The sequence below is a fragment of the Mycobacterium sp. genome, assembly GCF_044223235.1.
GTDB lineage: Bacteria > Actinomycetota > Actinomycetes > Mycobacteriales > Mycobacteriaceae > Mycobacterium.
Genome location: NZ_JBGAME010000005.1, coordinates 255,351 through 273,511 on the forward strand (window position 1 = coordinate 255,351; position 18,161 = coordinate 273,511).

The window sequence follows — 18,161 nt, forward strand, 5'->3', positions numbered from 1 at the left end:
CTGGCGGTGGGCAAGCGTAAGAAATCAGACGTGCAGAAGCTGCCGAAGGAGGTCTACGAAGCCGAGCTGTTCCGGCTGCAGACTGAGTTGGTGAAGCTGCAGGAGTGGGTCAAGGTCACCGGCGCACGCATCGTCGTGATCTTCGAAGGGCGCGACGCAGCCGGCAAGGGCGGCACGATCAAGCGGATCACCGAGTACCTCAGCCCGCGGGTCGCCCGCATCGCCGCTCTCCCGGCGCCGAATGACCGCGAACGCGGGCAATGGTACTTCCAGCGCTATATCCAGCACCTGCCCGCCAAGGGTGAGATCGTGCTGTTCGACCGGTCGTGGTACAACCGCGCCGGGGTCGAGCAGGTGATGGGTTTCTGCACCCCGCGGGAGCACACGCTGTTCCTTCGGCAGACACCCATCTTCGAGCAGATGCTCATCGAGGAGGGGATCCTCCTGCGAAAGTACTGGTTCTCGGTATCGGCCGAAGAACAGCTGCGCCGGTTCCGCAAGCGTCTGCACGACCCCGTCAGGCAGTGGAAGCTCTCGCCGATGGACCTCGAATCGGTGTACCGCTGGGAGGATTACTCGCGGGCCAAGGACCAGATGATGGTGCACACCGATACCACATCCAGCCCCTGGTATGTCGTCGAATCAGACAGCAAGAAGCATGCGCGGCTGAACATGATGGCCCATTTGCTGTCCACGATCGACTACACCGACGTCGAGAAGCCGACGGTCGAGCTGCCCGAGAAGCCGGTGGTGTCTAGCAACTACCGGCGCACCTCGCGGGACGTCCTGACCTACGTCGACGGCCACGTGGCGGCGCTGACCGGCGATCGCGAATGATCCTGCCGGGTGATCGGCTGGGCTTGTAGGCCGGTTCCTTCTGCGGCTCGTGCCTCGCCGGCATCGTCACCGGCTACCCTCGCGGGGTGCGTGTCTACGTTCCCTGCACCCTGGCCATGTTGCAGCAACTCGTGGCCGACCGGTCCGTTCGCCCCGTGAACGGCACCGCCTTCGCGGTCACCCCGTCGCTGCGTGAGGCCTACGCCGAGGGGGACGACGACGAACTGGCCGAAGTCGCACTGGCGGAGGCGGCGCTTGCGTCCCTGCGACTGCTTGCCGCCGAAGACGGGTCGTCGGGGCTTCCGCAGCGGCGGGCGGTGCTGGTCGCCGACGCCGAAGGGGCGACCGCCCGGCCGGATCTGGATGACGCGGTGGTCAGGTTGTCGGCGCCGGTCGACCTCGACGAGGTGATCGCCGTATACGTCGACAATGCCGACGCCGAGCCGGCCGTGCGGGCCGCGATCGACGTCGTCGATGCCGCCGATCTGGGTGACGAGGACGCCGAATTCACCGTCGGCGATGCGCAGGACCACGACCTGGCGTGGTATGCGACACAAGAGCTGCCGTTTCTACTCGATTTGCTCTGAACGACTGGATACGGAACCGTAAGTTACGGTACCGTAGGTTCCATCCTGCGGGACGACACTCGCACCCGGTATTCGGAGCAGGAGTTACTCATGGCCAAAAACCACATCAAGGTCTCGGCCAATGTCGCCGACACGGTCCGGCCGACCGTCGCCAATCAGCATCCCGGCTGGAATGCCCTCCGCACCATTGCGGGCAGGATCACCACCCCGCTGCTGCCGGACGACTACTTGCACCTTGCCAACCCGCTGTGGTCTGCGCGGGAGCTGCGCGGACGCGTGGTGGAGGTGCGCCGGGAGACGGAGGACTCCGCGACATTGGTGATCAAGCCCGGCTGGGGCTTCTCGTTCGACTACCAACCAGGCCAGTACATCGGCATCGGCCTGCTGGTCGAGGGCCGCTGGAGGTGGCGTTCGTACTCGCTGACCTCCAGTCCCGTGACCGTCGGCGGCCGCTCTGGGCCGACCGGCCGGAGTGGACGCACCATCACCATCACGGTGAAGGCGATGCCCGAGGGGTTCCTGTCGACGCATCTCGTGGGTGGCGTTGCCCCCGGCACGATCGTGCGGTTGGCCTCGCCCCAGGGAAATTTTGTGCTGCCCGATCCCGCCCCGGCCTCCGTGCTGTTCCTGACCGGTGGTTCCGGGATCACCCCGGTTATGTCGATGCTGCGCACCCTGGTGCGTCGCGGACAGGTCACCGACATCGTCCATATGCATTCTGCGCCAACGGAATCCGATGTGATGTTCGCCTCCGAGCTGGCCGAGCTGCAGCGCGGTCACACCGGCTACCGACTGGAGCTGCGCGCGACCAGGACGCAGGGCAGGCTCGACATGTCGCGACTGGCCGACGTGGTGCCCGACTGGCGCGAGCGGCAGACCTGGGCCTGCGGGCCGGAGGGCATGCTCAACGACGCCGAGAAGGTCTGGCATTCGGCCGGGCTTGATGACCACCTGCACCTGGAACGCTTCGCGGTGTCGCGGGCCAAGCCGCACGGCGAAGGCGGCACGGTCACCTTCGACCGCAGCGGCAAGTCGGTGACCGTGGACGCCGCGACATCTCTGATGGACGCGGGTGAGCGGGTGGGCGTACAGATGCCCTTCGGCTGCCGGATGGGCATCTGTCAGTCGTGCGTGGTCGGGCTCGTCGAAGGCCATGTCCGTGACCTGCGCACGGGTGACGAATACGAACCGGGTACCCGGGTCCAGACGTGCGTTTCCGCCGCGTCCGGCGACTGTGTGCTCGACGTCTAAGCTTTACTGCTTGGTAACCTACGCCAGCGTAGGTTACGCTAGCGTAGGTAATCGAAAGGAGGCTGACCGATGGCAATTACCGACGTACCGGCATTCGCGCATCTGACCGACGCCGACATCGAGAATCTGGCGAATGAGCTCGATGCGATCCGCCAGGACATCGAAGACTCCCTGGGTGAGCGCGATGCGCGCTACATCCGCCGCACCATCGCTGCCCAGCGCGGACTCGAGGTGGCGGGCCGCCTCATGCTGGCGGCCAGTTCGCGACGGTCCGCCTGGTGGGCGGGCACCGCGACCCTGGGCGTGGCCAAGATCATCGAGAACATGGAGATCGGTCACAACGTCATGCACGGCCAGTGGGACTGGATGAACGATCCGGAGATCCACTCCTCGGCCTGGGAATGGGACATGAGCGGGGCCGCCAAGCACTGGCGGTTCACCCACAATTTCATGCACCACAAGTACACCAACGTCCTCGGCATGGACGACGACATCGGCTACGGCCTGATCCGCGTCACCCGCGACCAGCGGTGGAAGCCCTTCAACCTGGGCAACCTGGTGTACAACACCTTGCTGGCGTCGTTCTTCGAATGGGGTGTCGGGCTGCAACACCTCGAACTCGGCAAGGTTTTCAAGGGTCGCGATGACCGCGAAGCCACCAAGCAGCGGGTCAAGGAGTTCTCGGTCAAGGCCGGTCATCAGGTGGTCAAGGACTACGTCCTGTACCCCGCGGTGACCTCGCTGTCGCCGGGTGCCACCTTCAAATCGACTCTGAAGGCCAACGCGGTCGCCAACATCATCCGCAACGTGTGGTCCAACGCCGTCATCTTCTGTGGCCATTTCCCCGACGGCGCGGAGAAGTTCACCAAGACCGACATGGTCGGCGAGTCCAAGGGTCAGTGGTATCTGCGGCAGATGCTGGGCAGCGCCAACTTCGAGAATGGTCCGGTGCTGGTGCCATCAGATCGAGCATCACATCTATCCGGATCTGCCGAGCAATCGGCTGCACGAGATCTCGGTGCGGGTGCGTCAGGTCTGCGACAAGTACGACCTGCCGTACACGACGGGATCGTTCCTGCTGCAGTACGGCAAGGCGTGGCGCACGATCGCCAAACTGTCGCTGCCGGACCGGTTCCTGCGCGACACGGTCGACGACGCACCGGAGACCCGCAGCGAGCGGATGTTCGCCGTACTCGGTCCCGGGCTCGATCCCGGCGCCGGCGGCACCGACCCGCTCACCGGCAACCGTCGCGGCCTGAAGACGGCGATCGCGACCGTGCGGGCCTGGCGCCGGGATCGGCGTAACACCAAGCGGACGTCGATCGAAGCCGACCTCGCGGCCTAGCGCCACCTCGACCCGGCCCGGCCGCATCAAGCGGCCGGGCCGCGGCCGCGTCCCGACTCCGCGGGTGGCGGAAGTCTCGTACAGCAACAGATTTCGATGGGCTCACGGGCGCTGCCGCGCGTCCGGCGGCGATGCGGCTGAGAGGTGCCCCGCACCGAACACCCCTTCGCCTCGGTGCACAGCCGATCGTCAGCGCATTGTCAGGTGTCGCGACACGACATCCAAGGGATTCACCAGCCTCCGTCCGTACGCTCCGATGTTCAAGGCAACCGGTCGTCACAGGAGGTCACACACGTGAAGAAGCTGCGCGGTCTGACCGCCCTCGTTTTGGGTTCCGCCGCCGTACCGGTGAGCATGCTCAGCGCCGGTGTCGCCGCGGCCGACGGCGATAGCTATGAGGGCCAGAAGTATTCGGACGTCTCGTCGGCGCTCGGCGACGCCGGCCTCAAGGGTGTGATCGCCACCAAGGAAGGGGACACCGTCGCCGACGACGACTGCGTCGTCACCCATTCGCAGAAGGCGCCGTGGATCAAGGGCGACGACTTTTCGCCGGTCACCGACACCGTCCTGCTGTTCCTGGATTGCAGCGCGCAGGTAGCCACCGCCAAGACCCCGGGTAACTCCGCGGCGAGTCCCGAGGGCAGGGCAGCCATCGCCGCGGCGAAACAGCAAGCCCAACAGGATCAGGCCACCGCCGCGGCCAACCAGACCAAGGGCAAGGGCTGACCCGGCGATTCAGCGCGGAACGTAGTCGAAGACATCGGGATTCGGCCCGGTGCGGCCCGGCTCGCCCTTGTTCAACGCGCTCAGTGCGTCCATGTCGGCGGCGCTGAGTTCGAAGTCGAACAAGGCGAAGTTCTCCTCGATGCGGGCGGGTGTCACGGACTTGGGGAACACGATGTCGCCGCGCTGAATGTGCCAGCGCAGTACGACCTGGGCGGGCGACTTTCCGACGGCCGCGGCGATCCGCGTGACTGCCGGGTCCCCGAGGACCTTGCCCTGGGCGATCGGCGACCACGCTTCCGTCACGATGCCGTGCTGGGCGCCGTACGCGCGCACGTCCTCATTGGTGAAGTAGGGGTGGACCTCGATCTGGTTGACCGCAGGTACGGCGTCGGATTCCGCGGCGAGGCGTTCCAGGTGCGGGACCTGGAAGTTCGACACGCCGATGCTGCGTGCCCTGCCGTCCCTGTGGAAGTCCTCGAGGACCTTCCAGGTCGAGACGAAGTCGCCGTCGTACAGCGTCGGCAGCGGCCAGTGGATGAGGAACAGGTCGACATAGTCGAAGTCGAGCGCCGACAGCGTCTCGTCGAATGCACGTCGGGCGTCTTCGGGCTTGTGGAAGCCGTTGTTGAGTTTGCTCGTCACAAACACCTCGCCCCGGTCGATACCCGCAGCCCGAACACCGTCACCGACGCCCTTCTCGTTTCGGTACATCTCGGCGGTGTCGATATGGCGATAGCCGATGTCCAGCGCCGTCTTGACGGCCTCGGCCGTGTCGTCGGGAGCGACCTGGAAGACTCCGAATCCCAGCTGCGGGATATCCCTGCCGTCGTTCAGCCGGATCGTCGGGACGCTGCTCACATTCAAACCCTTCGTCGAGTACTCAATCGTTGCTACCAAAGGATGCAACGGCTATCGCTCCGTGATCCTTCCGGGGACGGACACTTCTCAGGCATCCTTCAGCACCGCCAGCAGACGCCGGGCGGCGGCGACCCGATTGGACGCGGCTCCGTGCAGCGTGTCCAGCACGCATTCGGGATCGGCGGGCGGGCCCATATGCCCACATCCGCGCGGGCAGTCTGCCACCGCCTCTGCCAGATCGGAGAAGGCCATCAACACCTCGCCGGGTTCGATGTGGGCCAAACCGAATGACCGGACCCCGGGCGTGTCGATCACCCAGCCGGAACTGGCCAGCGGCAGAGCCACCGACTGAGTTGAGGTGTGCCTGCCCTTGCCGACGCCCGTGACGTCGCCGATAGCCCGATCCGCTTCCGGCACAAGACGATTTACCAGCGTCGATTTTCCCACCCCGGAGTGACCGAGGAGCACCGTGACCTCGTCGGTGAGCAGGCGGGCGACGGCGCACAGCGGATCATTACGCCCGCCGGTGACGATGGTCAGATCCAGACCGTCGAACTGGGCGGCGAACGGCGCGGGCGGTGCCAGGTCCGTCTTCGTCAGGCACAGAATCGGCGTCAGCCCGCCTGCGTAGGAGGCGATGAGGGCGCGCTCGACGAAACCGGTGCGCGGCGGCGGATCGGCCAGCGCCACGACGATCAGTAGCTGATCGGCGTTCGCGACCACCACCCGTTCGGTCGGATCGGTGTCGTCGGCGGTGCGGCGCAACACCGTTCGGCGATCGCCCCTCCGCACGATGCGCGCGAGGGTGTCCGGGCGACCGGACAGGTCTCCCACCACATCGACCAGGTCCCCGACGACGATGGGCGTTCGCCCCAACTCCCGCGCCCGCATCGCCGTGACGACATGTTCGGGATCACGGTCGATCGCGCATCCCCAACGGCCGCGATCAACGGTGACCACCATCGCGCAGCGCGCGTCGGCGTGGTCGGGCCGGGTCTTGGTGCGTGGCCGCGAACCCCGGCCCGGTCTGATCCGGACATCGGTCTCGTCGTAATCGGGACGGCTCAATCGCCTGCCTCTGGCCCGACGGCCTGGCCGGCGAGCATATCCGACCACCGCTGCGCGAAGTCGGGCATGGTCTTGGCGGTCGTGCCGATGTCCTCGATCTCCACACCGGGCACCCGCAGGCCGACGATCGCGCCCGCGGTGGCCATCCGGTGGTCGGCGTAGGACTGCCACACTCCGGCGTGCAGCGGCCGGGCGGTGATGATCAGGCCGTTGTCGGTCTCCTCGCATCGGCCGCCGAGGTTGTTGATTTCGGTGCTGAGTGCCGCAAGCCGGTCGGTCTCGTGGCCACGCAGGTGCGCGATGCCGGTCAGTCGGGTCACCGATCCGGGGCTGGCCAGCGCCCCCAGCGCCGCGGCCGCGGGGGTGAGCTCGCCGATGTCGTGCAGATCCGCGTCGAAGCCGGCGAAGCTGCCCGGTCCGGACACTTCGAGGTACGAATCAGCTTGGCGAACAACGGAACCCAGCTTCTCCATGAGGGCGAGGATGGCGGCCGCTGGCTGGATGCTCTGGCGCGGCCAGCCGGTGACGCGGACCGTGCCACCACTGACCACGGCCGCGACGAGAAACGGCACGGCGTTCGACAGGTCCGGTTCGATGGTCCAGTGCCGGGCCGCGACGGGGCCAGGGCGGACCCGCCATCGGTTCGCCCTGGTGTCATCGACGTCGACCCCCGCCTGGCGCAGCATTGCGACGGTCATCGCGACGTGCGGCGCCGACGGGACCGAGGTGCCGGTGTGGACGATGGTGAGGCCGTCCTCGAATGCGGCTCCGGACAGCAACAGACCGGAGACGAACTGCGATGACCCCGACGCGTCGATCTGGGCGGTGCCGCCGGCGACGGCTCCGCGTCCACGCACGGTGAACGGCATGGCGTCGCCATCGACGTCCACCCCGAGACGGCGGAGCCCCGTCAGCAGGGGAGCGATGGGCCGCGCCCTGGCCTGGTCGTCGCCGTCGAAGGTGACCGATGCCCTGCTCAGCGCGGCGATCGGCGGGACGAACCGCAGCACCGTGCCCGCCAGCCCGCAGTCGATGCGTGCGTCGGGCCCGGGTGCGATGCTGCCGCCGATCGTCAGTTCGGTGTCTTCGCCGGTCGTGTCGACGGTGACGCCAAGGGACCGGACGGCGCCGATCATCAGGTCGGTGTCGCGGCTGCGCAGCGCCCCGCTGATCGTCGACGTGCCATCGGCGGGCGGCGAACCCTCCAGCGTCGCCAGGGCGGCGAGCACAAGTGCGCGGTTGGTCTGGGACTTCGAGCCGGGCACGGTGACCGTCGCGTGGACCGGGCTCGACGTCGATGGGGCCGGCCAGTTGTTCACGGCGTCCATCCTGCCTTGTCGGGATCCTCTGCCACTATCGGATACGTGTGTGGACGATTCGCGGTGACCACCGACCCCGCGCTGCTGGCGCAGAAGATCCAGGCGATCGACGAAGCGACGGCCGCCAGGAAGGAACCAGCGGCCCCGAATTACAACGTGGCGCCGACGAGTACCGTCGCCACCGTCGTGCGGCGCCACACCGATCCCGACGACGACCCGACGAGGCGCGTTCGGCTGATGCGCTGGGGCCTGGTCCCGCCATGGGCGAAGACCGCCGAGGACGGCGGGCCGGTGACGAAGGGCCCGCTGCTGATCAACGCGCGCTCCGAGACGGTGACATCATCACCCGCCTTCCGCGGCTCCGCCAAGCGCAAACGTTGTCTGGTGCCGATGGACGGCTGGTACGAATGGCGGTCCGGCGGTGAGCGTGCCGACGGGAAGAAGGCCGCCAAAACGCCGTTCTACATGTACGGCCGCGATGGTGAACCGCTGTTCATGGCGGGGCTGTGGTCGAGCTGGCGGCCCCGCGAGGACGCGGGCGCGATGCGTCCACCGCTGCTGAGCTGCACGATCATCACCACCGATGCCGTCGGGCCGCTGGCCGACATTCATGACCGCATGCCGCTGACAATCAGCGCCGACGATTGGGACCGCTGGTTGGACCCGGATGCGCCCATCGACGAAGGCCTGCTGCGCGGCCATGGCGACCTCGACAGGATCGACATCCGCGAGGTGTCGCGGCTGGTCAACAGCGTGCGCAACAACGGGCCCGAGCTGATCGAAACGGCCAACCCCGAGCCGGAGCAGGCCACCCTGCTGTGAGCGACGGAGTCGCCGACCGCGGCCGGGCGGGCGTCATGACCCGGAGTAGCCGGGCGGGTTAGGGCTGTCGACCCACAGATCGACGCCGAGCTCGGCACCTGGCACACAGTCGTACACAGACAGGTCGGTGACACCGGATTCCAGCAGGACGTCCTCGCACAACAGCGACTGACCGGTGTACTCCCGCGACGGTTTGGTTACGACCGCATAGGCGGCGTCGGCGTATATCTCGGGTTTGCGGGCCCTGCGCATCGCCTCGTCGCCACCGAGCAGATTCTGCACCGCCGCCGTCGCGACCAGCGTGCGTGGCCACAGGGTGTTCGAGGCGATGCCCTCGTCCCGCAGCTCCTCGGCGATGCCGAGCGCGCACAGGGACATCCCGTACTTGGCCATCATGTACGGGGCGGGGGTGAGCCACTTGGGCTCCAGCCGAATCGGCGGCGACAGAGTCAGGATGTGCGGGTTCGCCCGTCCCTTCATGTGGGGGATGCACGCCTGCGAGACCGCGTAGGTACCGCGCACCTGGATGCTGTTCATCAGGTCGAAACGCTTGAGTGGCACGTCGGCGATCGACCCGAGGTTGATGGCCGACGCGTTGTTGACGCAGATGTCGATGCCGCCGAACTGCTCGACGGTTCGAGCCACCGCAGCCGCCACCGAATCTTCGTCACGGACGTCACCCACGATCGGCAACGCCTGCCCACCCGTCTCCTCGACTTCCTTGGCCGCGGTGTACACGGTGCCGGGAAGCTTCGGATGGGCCTCTGCCGTCTTGGCGATCAAGGCGATGTTGGCGCCGTCGGCGGCCGCTCGCTTGGCGATCGCCAGACCGATGCCGCGGCTCGCGCCTGAGATGAACATGGTTTTCCCGGAGAGCGACATGGGGTCACCCTAATCCGGTGCCGGGGCCGGTCAGCCGCCCTGGGTGATATCCGCGGTCGACGCCCCGGTGAGCCGAATCAGGTCCTGCGGGCCGACGGCGACATCCCAGCCCCGCTTGCCCGCGCTGCACAACACGCGGTCCCACTCCAGGGCGGATGCGTCGACGACGGTCGGCAGCGCCTTGCGCTGCCCGAACGGCGAGATACCGCCCAGCACATAGCCGGTCGATCGTTCCGCCGCGGCCCGGTCGGCCATCTGAGCCTTCGCGACACCCAGCGCCGCCGCCGCGGCCTTCAGCGACAGCTTCTTGGGCACCGGCAGGACCGCCACCGCCAAGCCGCTCGGCAACTCGATGATCAGCGTCTTGAACACCTGTGCGGGGTCGACGCCTTCAACCGCGGCCAGCTCGCTGGCGGCCTCCTCACCGTACGATTCGGTCCGCGGATCGTGGTGGTACTGCAGCACATCGTGCGGGACACCCGCGGTGACCAGCACCTTGATCGCCGGTGTCGCCGCTCGTGCCACGGCCATCACACTAGCGTCGGCGCACGGTGTGCCGCCGCGGCGACGGGAACGTGGCGGGAACAAGCCTGCCGGTGTGCGGTGTTGTTCGGGGCGGCAGGGTAAGGCGCAGACGCCATGTTGTCAGTCGCAGCCTCTAGGATCGAGTGAAAGGACTTCTTGGTGCCGACGGTATGCCTCGAGCGGCCGGTGGATCGGCCGGGGCTCTCCGGTGGCACAGCAACGAAAGGGACGGTGGTTCCCGAGATGACCGACATCGACATGCCGGACGACATGCCGGACGTGCCCAACGTCGAAGAGACCGACGCCGCGCTGACGGCGAGGTTCGAGCGTGACGCGATTCCGCTGCTCGACCAGTTGTACGGCGGCGCTTTGCGGATGACGCGCAATCCCGCCGACGCCGAGGACCTGGTTCAGGAAACCATGGTCAAGGCCTACGCCGCCTTCCGGTCCTTCCGCGAGGGCACCAACCTCAAGGCCTGGCTGTATCGGATCCTGACCAACACCTACATCAACAACTACCGCAAGAAACAGCGCCAGCCGTCGGAGTACCCGACAGACGAGATCACCGACTGGCAGCTCGCGTCCAATGCCGAGCATTCCTCCACCGGACTGCGCTCGGCGGAGGTCGAAGCGCTGGAAGCACTGCCCGACACCGAGATCAAGGCGGCGTTGCAGGCATTGCCCGAAGAATTCCGGATGGCGGTGTACTACGCCGACGTCGAGGGTTTTCCATACAAGGAGATCGCCGAAATCATGGATACGCCGATTGGGACGGTGATGTCCCGGTTGCACCGGGGCCGCCGCCAGCTCCGCGAGTTACTGGCCGATGTTGCGCGCGACCGCGGGTTCCTCCGCGGTGGCGAGCTCGATGCCGAGGAGGTGTCGTCATGACCGGTCCTTCCGACGACGAGCGCTGGAGCCCCCCGACCGGGCCCGTCGACCCAAACCATCCCGAATGCGCCGCGGTCATCGCCGAGGTGTGGACGCTGCTCGACGGTGAGTGCACCGACGAGATCCGCGACAAGCTGCGCCACCACCTCGAAGAGTGCCCGACCTGCCTGCGTTACTACGGTGTCGAGGATCGGGTCAAACGATTGATCGCCACGAAGTGCAGCGGAGAGAAGGCCCCCGACGGGTTGCGCGAGCGGCTGCGGATCCAGATCAGCCGAACCACCATCATCAGGGGCTGATACACATTGGACCGCCGCGAATGCGTTGGGACGCCTGCCGTGGTTGGCCTTCGAATGCTTACGATCGCGCTTCTTGCGGCCACGCTTGGCCATGATGGTCCTCCGTCTGGTTGGTGCTTACACGCCAGTATCGCACGGCCGCACCCGTGCTCCGGTTCTCACTTGGCCATATCGCTGGCCCGCCTACCGCTTCGCCCACCCACCCTGTGGTTCTATAGGAGCGGCGGACCGGCGGCGCTCGGCACTGAGCGGTATGCGGCTCCGGAGAGTGGGGTGAGGATGGCCGAGGATGTGCGCGCGGAGATCGTGGCCAGCGTGCTCGAGGTCGTGGTTCACGAGGGTGATCAGATTGGCGAGGGCGACACCCTGGTGCTGCTCGAGTCGATGAAGATGGAGATCCCCGTGCTCGCCGAGGTGTCCGGCGTCGTGACCAAGGTGAACGTGGCCGAGGGCGATGTCATCCGGGCGGGCGACCTCATCGCCGTCATCAACTAGCGGCCGCGGTCGTACGCGTAGGTCCTGATGTCGACCCTTGGGGATCTGCTCGCAGAGCACACCGTCCTACCCGGTAACGCAGTGGATCATCTGCACGCGGTGGTCGGGGAGTGGCAGCTCCTGGCCGACCTGTCGTTTGCCGACTATCTGATGTGGGTGCGCCGTGACGACGAATTGTTGGTGTGCGTGGCGCAGATCCGCCCCAACACGGCTCCGACCGCATTGGTCGCGGATTCCGTCGGCACGCTGGCTAGGGCCGACGAACTCCGGCAGGTGAACGAGGCGTTCCTGTCGGGAACGATAGGCCGCTACAGCGCCGACGGACTCCGCTTCGCGCCCGGCCTCAAGGTGGAGGCGGTGCCGGTGCGATACCGCGATCAGGTAGTCGCGGTTCTCACGCACGAAACCGCGCTGGCCGAAGGGCGCAGTGCAAGCCCGCTGGAGACCGCGTATCTGGACTGCGCCGGCGACCTGCTGGTGATGCTCAGCGAGGGCACCTTTCCCAACGTCGGCGACCTGGCGATGTCACGGTCGAGCCCACGGGTCGGCGACGGCTTCATTCGTCTGGACGAGGCAGGCGCCGTCGTCTACGCGAGTCCCAACGCGATCTCCGCCTATCACCGGATGGGGTTCACGTCGGAGCTCGAAGGGCACAACTTGGTGACGGTCACCCGGCCGCTGATTTCCGACCCTTTCGAGGCGCAGGAGCTGGCCAACCATGTCCGTGACTCACTGGCCGGCGGATCCAGCATGCGCATGGAGGTCGACGCGGGCGGCGCGGCGGTGCTCCTGCGCACCCTGCCGCTCGTCGTGGACGGCACCGCTGTCGGTGCCGCGGTGTTGATCCGCGACGTCACCGAGGTCAAGCGCCGCGATCGCGCGCTGCTGTCCAAGGATGCGACCATCCGCGAGATCCATCACCGGGTGAAGAACAACCTGCAGACCGTGGCCGCGTTGTTGCGGCTCCAGGCTCGCCGCACCAATAACGCCGAGGGCCGTGAGGCGTTGATCGAGTCGGTGCGCCGGGTGTCGTCGATCGCCCTCGTCCACGATGTGCTGTCGATGTCCGTCGATGAGGAGGTCAACCTCGACGAGGTGGTGGACCGCATCCTGCCGATGATGAACGATGTCGCCAACGTCGATACACCGATCCGCATCACCCGCGTTGGGGATCTGGGCGTGCTGGATGCCGATCGGGCCACGGCGCTGATCATGGTGATCACCGAGTTGGTCCAGAACGCGATCGAGCATGCGTTCGACGCCACCCGCAAGGGTGCCGTGGCCATCCGCGCGGACCGTTCGGCACGCTGGCTGGACGTCGTCGTCCATGATGACGGTGTCGGTCTGCCGGAAGGCTTCAGCTTGGAGAAGTCGGACCGGTTGGGCCTACAAATCGTCAGAACGTTGGTGTCGGCCGAACTCGACGGCTCCCTCGGTGTCCACGATGTCCCCACCGGGGGGACCGACGTAGTCCTGCGGGTGCCCATCGGCCGCCGCACGCGCGCCGCACAGTGACTCCCCTCGCGCCGTCAGCGCACAAAGTTACGGCCCCGACTTTCTCGTCGGGGCCGTAGCCGTTTGGGGAATCGGCTGCCGGTCAGACCCCGCTGCGGGCCTTCGTGCGCGCATTGCGGCGCTTGAGTGCGCGGCGCTCGTCCTCGCTCATGCCACCCCATACGCCCGCATCCTGACCGGAATCCAGCGCCCAGCTAAGGCACTCGGCGGTGACAGGGCACCGGTTGCACACCAGCTTCGCGTCCGCGATCTGCGCGAGGGCGGGCCCGCTGTTTCCGACGGGGAAGAACAGTTCCGGATCTTCGTCGCGACACACTGCCTTGTGGCGCCAATCCATTGATCTAACTCCTTACTGTGTGCGCGGCGGGGCGCACGAGTTTTTCTTCGGCTGTTAACGCATGCACACGAAATGTTTCTGCGCTGTTGCATCCGATGCTTTCACAGGCTGAACAGATGTCAATAGCGATCAGTTAACACGTGGGCAATCTCACTACCGAGGTTCGTTACCGAGACCCTTACCTGTTTGTACTACACTAATCCCATCTGCGCCCTAAATCGGCCGAGTTCTCGCCATTCTGGCAGGTCAACGGGCTTTCGCGGGTAGTGCGACGACGCCCAGCGCATCGGGCACCGAGGTGAACCGCATGGCGTCACGTCGCCCCGCATAATCTCCATCAATCTGACAGGCGATGGGCGTGTCGCTGGTGATTCTGACCCAGGGCAGGTCGTCGTCGCGGATCAGGTGCTTGGCCTCCAGCCGCGGATCCCTTGCCAGCATCTGCCGTGCCAGGCGCAGGTTGGCCCACACGTTCATGCTCGTCGTCGCGAACACTCCCAGCCCGGTCTCGAAGGTGGTGTCCGGGTTCGTCCACACCGGCCTGCTGTTGGCGTAGGTCCACGGGCTGGAGTTGGAGACGAATGCGAAGTGCACACCGGAGACGGGTTCACGATCGGGGAGGTGCAGCGTGAGCGCGGGTTCTCTGCGGGTACTGGCCAGCAACTCGCGCACCGTGACACGGATATAGCGGGCGGCCGTCACGGTCCGGCCCTTCGCCCGTTGCGCCTCCACCGCCGCGACGACTTCGCCGTCGGCACCCATGCCCGCGGTGAACACGGCCCAGCGCTCCCCGCAGTCCATCAGTCCGATGCGGCGCCAGCTCCTGCTGCGGCGGTGCTCGGTGAGCAAATCGACGAGCTGGTTGGTCGCCTCGATCGGGTCCGGGCTGATGCCCAGGGCCCGGGCGAACACGTTGGCCGACCCGCCCGGCACGACGCCGACCGCCGGCCCGGCACCCGCGGGTCCGCATTCCCCGAGGATGCCGTTGACCACCTCGTTTACCGTGCCGTCGCCGCCGTGCACGATCAGCACGTCCACGCCGGCGCGGGTGGCCGAACGGGCGATCTCGATCGCGTGGCCACGATGATCGGTGTGCTCGACGGTGAGCTTTACCCGGCTTTCCAGCGCGTGCGCGAGTAGGTCGCGCCCGGCCCGGGTTGTCGATGTCGCGTTGGGGTTGACGATCAGCACGGCCCGCACGACCGATGAGCCTAGCGGGGTGAGGTTGCCGCGGGGAGAAAGCGCATCGCGGTGCGTGCCAGTGTCGACGGCTGCATCCGCCAGACCGCTTCGTCGCCCGGGTCCCATGCGTATGCGGGGGTGGGTCCGTCGAGAAGTGTCCTGAGCCCGGGTTGGGCGAGTCCGTCGGCCGACCACTCGTAGAGCTGGCCGACCCTGGGCAGGATGACGCCCACGTCGAGCATGTGGGCGAACGGCAGTTCGGCGGCGATGTAGGGCGAGACGTCCGATCCCACGGGATAGCGGTCGGGTAGCACCCGCGACAGCGACAGGAAGATCCCGGTCATGCCCAGTCTCGGGTCGCCGAGCGGTCTGCCGATCGGTGCCAGCCAGCTCAGCGCCAGCCGGGGCGCGGCGACCAGAGCGTGGGCGAACAGCACCCGCATCAGGACGACGTTGAGGAAGAACCGCTCGACGCGGCCTTCGTCGCGCGCGGCCTGCTGATTGGCGAGGTAGCCAGTCACGATTGTGATGTTGTGTGCGCGATACCAATGACTCGCAGTCGGATGCTCGATGAAGTCGAGGTGGGCGGCGACGCCGGGGGTGCTCGGCGTGCCGGGGTGGCCGTGGGCCAGCGCACTGGCTTCACAGGTGTCGCGCAGCAGTGATTCGTTGATCGCTCGCCACCACGGGCTGCCCGGCAGTGGACTGTCGATCGGGTTGAGCAAGCCGCGGCGCAGCTGCCAATTCATGAACGCCAACGCCGCGCGCCGGAACGGCAGGTGGCGGCGATGTGCCGCGGCGGGGACATCGTAGAGGTCACGAAGGAACGCGAGCCGTTGTCCCGGGCTGTCCCGAACCTGCGCGACCGCCGACTCGGCGTACGCCTCGGCGGTCATGTGCGACACGACCAGATTCTGCCATCCGGCGGCAGGACCGATCTTGCGTCCGGCAGGCCCTCACCGGGAGCCAACGGAACCTGCGGTCAGCTGAATACCGCGTGCCCGGACAGCTTCTGGCCGATCGCCGTCGGGTGATCTGCGAAGTCCGAAGTAAAGACGATCCTCCGAGCGCCGTATGGCTGGGCGGGCCCGTGCGAGTGTGCTGGTCAGGCGGGAAATTCCCCCGGTGGCCCGGTCAGGTATGACGCGGTCCATTTCGTGTATCCGCCGGCTTGGTCGACTCCGACGCCGACGCGGATCTGTTGTACGAACTCGCCCGCCTCCGACGCCACGATCCTGATCTGGTCGCGCGCGTATGTCCGCACGTCGTCGGCGCTGAGCGTAGACGGCAGCATCATCTCGATGGATTTCCAGTACTCGATAGTGCTCATCCCCCTTGACGCCGTCAGTCCGTCGTGCGCGACGCGGGATTGATCATGTCGCCCAACCCTGCTGTGACCGCAATCGCTTGCGGTGGTCAACTGTGACTGCTAGCACGGCCGCTGTCAAAGCGAAGGGCGAATTGTGCAGCGTTCCAAGCTATCTCACCAGCGTCGTCGCCTGGCTTCCGTCTCGTGGGCGCGGGCGATTGCAAGTATTTGCACCAACTGTGATGATGTGCGCGGTGATCCCGAAACAGGACGTCAGCATGGAGGATGTGGCGCGTCGATCCGGCGTGTCCGTTTCCACCGTTTCACGTGCCTTGCGGGGCAACCGCGGCGTGGCCCCCGCTACTCGGGCCCGCATACTCCGTGAGGCGCAGGCGCTTTCGTACGTCGTGTCGCCCGCGGGCGCTGCATTGGCCGGGGGCAAGACCGGGCGGGTCGCCGTGCTGATACCCCAGCTGGACACCTGGTACTACTCCACGGTCGTCGCCGCCGCGGAGAAGGAACTGCACGAAGCGGGGCTGGAGACCGCGCTGTACTGCCTACCCACTTCCCGTGACCGGTTCGAGTTCTTCGAGCGGATGCCGCTTCGGCGCCGCGCGGATGGGGTGATCGTGGTCAGTTTCCCGCTCGAAGTCCGGTCGGAATCGCGGTTGCGTTCACTGGGTCTGCCGGTTGTCGTCATTTCGAGCCGGTCAACTGTGTTTGGCTCGGTATGCGTGGACGACACTCGCGCCGCGCGCCAAGCAGTTGACCACCTTGTCAGGGCGGGCCACCGCCGTATCGGGATGATCCGCACCGTCGATCCTGACAACGCATCCTGGGCCGCCGATGTGGCGCGGGTGGCGGGATACCACGAATCCCTGGCGGCGGCCGGCATCGCGGCGTCGAGCGAACTGGTCGCGACGGTTCCGTGGGGCATCGACGGTGGAGCGCGCGGGATGGAGTTGCTGCTTAGCGCGGCCGTAGGGCCGACGGCGGTTTTTTGTTTCTCCGACGAGATCGCGATGGGTGCGTTGCGGACCCTGCGACGAGCGGGAATTGTTGTGCCCGAGTCGATGTCGCTGGTAGCTGTGGATGACCACCCGATGGCCGAGTTGACGGACCTGACGACGGTGCGACAGCCGGTTCGCGGGCAGGGAGCGCTCGCGGCGGAGCTCCTGATCGAACAGATGGACGGCGCGCCGCCGCGCCATGCCGAACTGGTAACCCAGCTCGTCGTGCGGCACAGTACGCGCGCGGTCAACGTGTCGCCGGGCTGACCGACATCGGGATCACCGTTCCCGACGTACGCGGCTGCCAGGAATTACCCAGACTTAACACAGCCGGATGTTGCGATGTTGGCGCACCGTTTAAGGTGTCATCAAATATTTGATACATCTTACTTAATTCGGCCTAACGCCTGGCTTTCCACGTTGGGCGATGGAGGGAGTGCGGGTACTGAGGAGGGCTCTGTGCCATTACGGCGGAACCGGGTCGGGCGGCTTTGCGGTGTCAGCGTTGGAGCGCCGCCCTATCTCAGATGTCCGCATCATTGAAAGTTATTGATGATCAATCATTTTCGACGTGGAGCTGGGTCATGGTGCCGAGCGCGGTAGCTACAGCGGTTGTGCAGTGCGGAACCGGAGCGGAAGGTGAAGTAAGCGTGTTGTTCAGATATCCAATCATCCCTGGGCGCCTGGGGGTGTTGATGCTTCCTCGCGACCTCGTGGTGCGAGATCAACTGCACGCGAAGGCGGTTCGATGATGCAGCCCGTCCCGATGGTCTCGATTCAGGCTGTGAACAAGCATTTCGGCAGTCTGCATGTGCTCAAGGACATCAATTTGGAGGTTGATCGGGGTCAGGTGGTGGTGGTGCTCGGACCGTCGGGTTCGGGTAAGTCCACGTTGTGCCGCAC

The 18,161-nt window shown here is 66.4% G+C and carries 20 protein-coding genes and 2 pseudogenes; 12 read left to right on the forward strand and 10 right to left on the reverse strand.

What is annotated here, in order from left to right; all coding sequences use genetic code 11:
• The 5 genes and pseudogenes from ppk2 to ADBZ6K_RS10705 all read left to right on the forward strand — a co-directional run bounded on the left by ppk2 (position 1) and on the right by ADBZ6K_RS10705 (position 4,746).
• Complete coding sequence (ppk2, locus tag ADBZ6K_RS10685; RefSeq protein ID WP_526346355.1) at positions 1-837, forward strand: polyphosphate kinase 2; 837 nt, start codon at positions 1-3, stop codon at positions 835-837.
• 62 nt (positions 838-899) lie between these two features.
• Positions 900-1,424, forward strand: coding sequence for a DUF6912 family protein (locus ADBZ6K_RS10690; RefSeq protein WP_526346357.1), 525 nt, complete (start codon positions 900-902; stop codon positions 1,422-1,424).
• A 90-nt stretch (positions 1,425-1,514) separates the two neighbouring features.
• Positions 1,515-2,675 (forward strand): ferredoxin reductase, encoded by a 1,161-nt coding sequence (locus tag ADBZ6K_RS10695; RefSeq protein WP_526346291.1) that lies wholly within the window; start codon positions 1,515-1,517, stop codon positions 2,673-2,675.
• A gap of 69 nt (positions 2,676-2,744) precedes the next feature.
• Positions 2,745-4,020: pseudogene (locus ADBZ6K_RS10700) on the forward strand (fatty acid desaturase family protein).
• Between the two features lie 294 nt (positions 4,021-4,314).
• Positions 4,315-4,746, forward strand: coding sequence for a hypothetical protein (locus ADBZ6K_RS10705; protein WP_526346293.1), 432 nt, complete (start codon positions 4,315-4,317; stop codon positions 4,744-4,746).
• A gap of 9 nt (positions 4,747-4,755) precedes the next feature.
• Here the strand turns inward: ADBZ6K_RS10705 and ADBZ6K_RS10710 are convergent, their stop codons facing one another.
• The 3 genes from ADBZ6K_RS10710 to aroA form a co-directional block, all read right to left on the reverse strand.
• Positions 4,756-5,604, reverse strand: coding sequence for an aldo/keto reductase (locus tag ADBZ6K_RS10710; RefSeq protein ID WP_526346295.1), 849 nt, complete (start codon positions 5,602-5,604; stop codon positions 4,756-4,758).
• Positions 5,605-5,691: 87 nt separating this feature from the next.
• On the reverse strand, positions 5,692-6,672 hold the full coding sequence (rsgA, locus tag ADBZ6K_RS10715) for a ribosome small subunit-dependent GTPase A (RefSeq protein WP_526346297.1): 981 nt from the start codon (positions 6,670-6,672) through the stop codon (positions 5,692-5,694).
• Positions 6,669-8,000 (reverse strand): 3-phosphoshikimate 1-carboxyvinyltransferase, encoded by a 1,332-nt coding sequence (aroA, locus tag ADBZ6K_RS10720; RefSeq protein ID WP_526346299.1) that lies wholly within the window; start codon positions 7,998-8,000, stop codon positions 6,669-6,671. The genes rsgA and aroA overlap by 4 nt, the downstream gene beginning before the upstream one ends.
• Before the next feature lie 36 nt (positions 8,001-8,036).
• On the opposite strand from aroA, the gene ADBZ6K_RS10725 reads away from it, so the two are divergent.
• Complete coding sequence (locus tag ADBZ6K_RS10725; protein ID WP_526346301.1) at positions 8,037-8,813, forward strand: SOS response-associated peptidase; 777 nt, start codon at positions 8,037-8,039, stop codon at positions 8,811-8,813.
• A 33-nt stretch (positions 8,814-8,846) separates the two neighbouring features.
• On the opposite strand, the gene ADBZ6K_RS10730 is transcribed toward ADBZ6K_RS10725, so the two are convergent.
• Positions 8,847-9,695 carry an SDR family oxidoreductase gene (locus ADBZ6K_RS10730; protein ID WP_526346303.1) on the reverse strand — a complete coding sequence of 283 codons (849 nt, stop codon included), beginning with the start codon at positions 9,693-9,695 and terminating at the stop codon, positions 8,847-8,849.
• Between the two features lie 30 nt (positions 9,696-9,725).
• Positions 9,726-10,226 carry a Cys-tRNA(Pro) deacylase gene (ybaK, locus tag ADBZ6K_RS10735; protein WP_526346305.1) on the reverse strand — a complete coding sequence of 167 codons (501 nt, stop codon included), beginning with the start codon at positions 10,224-10,226 and terminating at the stop codon, positions 9,726-9,728.
• Positions 10,227-10,463: 237 nt separating this feature from the next.
• Between ybaK and ADBZ6K_RS10740 the strand changes: the two genes are divergently transcribed.
• Together ADBZ6K_RS10740 and rsrA are read left to right on the forward strand one after the other, a co-directional pair.
• Positions 10,464-11,111 (forward strand): sigma-70 family RNA polymerase sigma factor, encoded by a 648-nt coding sequence (locus tag ADBZ6K_RS10740; protein WP_526346307.1) that lies wholly within the window; start codon positions 10,464-10,466, stop codon positions 11,109-11,111.
• Entirely contained in the window at positions 11,108-11,410 is a 303-nt protein-coding gene (gene rsrA / locus ADBZ6K_RS10745) for a mycothiol system anti-sigma-R factor (RefSeq protein WP_526346309.1), read from the forward strand. The genes ADBZ6K_RS10740 and rsrA overlap by 4 nt, the downstream gene beginning before the upstream one ends.
• A gap of 21 nt (positions 11,411-11,431) precedes the next feature.
• Here the strand turns inward: rsrA and ADBZ6K_RS10750 are convergent.
• Positions 11,432-11,503 (reverse strand): annotated as a pseudogene (locus tag ADBZ6K_RS10750) (50S ribosomal protein bL37); the annotation flags it as partial.
• Positions 11,504-11,689: 186 nt separating this feature from the next.
• On the opposite strand from ADBZ6K_RS10750, the gene ADBZ6K_RS10755 reads away from it, so the two are divergent.
• A complete protein-coding gene (locus ADBZ6K_RS10755; RefSeq protein WP_526346359.1) occupies positions 11,690-11,905 on the forward strand; it encodes a biotin/lipoyl-binding carrier protein in 216 nt (71 codons plus the stop codon).
• Positions 11,906-11,932: 27 nt separating this feature from the next.
• Positions 11,933-13,420: a two-component system sensor histidine kinase PdtaS gene (pdtaS, locus tag ADBZ6K_RS10760; RefSeq protein ID WP_526346311.1), complete on the forward strand. Its 1,488-nt coding sequence runs from the start codon at positions 11,933-11,935 to the stop codon at positions 13,418-13,420.
• An 82-nt stretch (positions 13,421-13,502) separates the two neighbouring features.
• On the opposite strand, the gene whiB1 is transcribed toward pdtaS, so the two are convergent.
• The 4 genes from whiB1 to ADBZ6K_RS10780 form a co-directional block, all read right to left on the reverse strand.
• Positions 13,503-13,757, reverse strand: coding sequence for a transcriptional regulator WhiB1 (gene whiB1, locus ADBZ6K_RS10765; protein WP_046364816.1), 255 nt, complete (start codon positions 13,755-13,757; stop codon positions 13,503-13,505).
• Between the two features lie 246 nt (positions 13,758-14,003).
• A complete protein-coding gene (locus ADBZ6K_RS10770) occupies positions 14,004-14,957 on the reverse strand; it encodes a diacylglycerol/lipid kinase family protein (RefSeq protein WP_526346313.1) in 954 nt (317 codons plus the stop codon).
• An 11-nt stretch (positions 14,958-14,968) separates the two neighbouring features.
• Entirely contained in the window at positions 14,969-15,835 is an 867-nt protein-coding gene (locus ADBZ6K_RS10775; RefSeq protein ID WP_526346361.1) for a hypothetical protein, read from the reverse strand.
• Between the two features lie 209 nt (positions 15,836-16,044).
• Entirely contained in the window at positions 16,045-16,269 is a 225-nt protein-coding gene (locus ADBZ6K_RS10780) for a hypothetical protein (RefSeq protein WP_526346315.1), read from the reverse strand.
• 233 nt (positions 16,270-16,502) lie between these two features.
• Here ADBZ6K_RS10780 and ADBZ6K_RS10785 point away from each other — a divergent pair, with 233 nt between their 5' ends.
• Positions 16,503-17,525 carry a LacI family DNA-binding transcriptional regulator gene (locus ADBZ6K_RS10785; protein ID WP_526346317.1) on the forward strand — a complete coding sequence of 341 codons (1,023 nt, stop codon included), beginning with the start codon at positions 16,503-16,505 and terminating at the stop codon, positions 17,523-17,525.
• A 499-nt stretch (positions 17,526-18,024) separates the two neighbouring features.
• Positions 18,025-18,161, forward strand: a 137-nt coding sequence (locus tag ADBZ6K_RS10790; protein WP_526346363.1) for an ATP-binding cassette domain-containing protein, incomplete at its 3' end; no start/stop codon positions are given.

Coding starts and splice junctions, on each gene's coding strand:
- ADBZ6K_RS10755 (WP_526346359.1), top strand. CDS start 11,690: ATGGCCGAGGATGTGCGCGCGGAGATCGTGGCCAGCGTGCTCGAGGTC.
- ADBZ6K_RS10740 (WP_526346307.1), top strand. CDS start 10,464: ATGACCGACATCGACATGCCGGACGACATGCCGGACGTGCCCAACGTC.
- whiB1 (WP_046364816.1), bottom strand. CDS start 13,757: ATGGATTGGCGCCACAAGGCAGTGTGTCGCGACGAAGATCCGGAACTG.
- ybaK (WP_526346305.1), bottom strand. CDS start 10,226: ATGGCCGTGGCACGAGCGGCGACACCGGCGATCAAGGTGCTGGTCACC.
- ADBZ6K_RS10730 (WP_526346303.1), bottom strand. CDS start 9,695: ATGTCGCTCTCCGGGAAAACCATGTTCATCTCAGGCGCGAGCCGCGGC.
- pdtaS (WP_526346311.1), top strand. CDS start 11,933: ATGTCGACCCTTGGGGATCTGCTCGCAGAGCACACCGTCCTACCCGGT.
- ADBZ6K_RS10775 (WP_526346361.1), bottom strand. CDS start 15,835: ATGACCGCCGAGGCGTACGCCGAGTCGGCGGTCGCGCAGGTTCGGGAC.
- ADBZ6K_RS10780 (WP_526346315.1), bottom strand. CDS start 16,269: ATGAGCACTATCGAGTACTGGAAATCCATCGAGATGATGCTGCCGTCT.
- aroA (WP_526346299.1), bottom strand. CDS start 8,000: ATGGACGCCGTGAACAACTGGCCGGCCCCATCGACGTCGAGCCCGGTC.
- rsrA (WP_526346309.1), top strand. CDS start 11,108: ATGACCGGTCCTTCCGACGACGAGCGCTGGAGCCCCCCGACCGGGCCC.
- ADBZ6K_RS10695 (WP_526346291.1), top strand. CDS start 1,515: ATGGCCAAAAACCACATCAAGGTCTCGGCCAATGTCGCCGACACGGTC.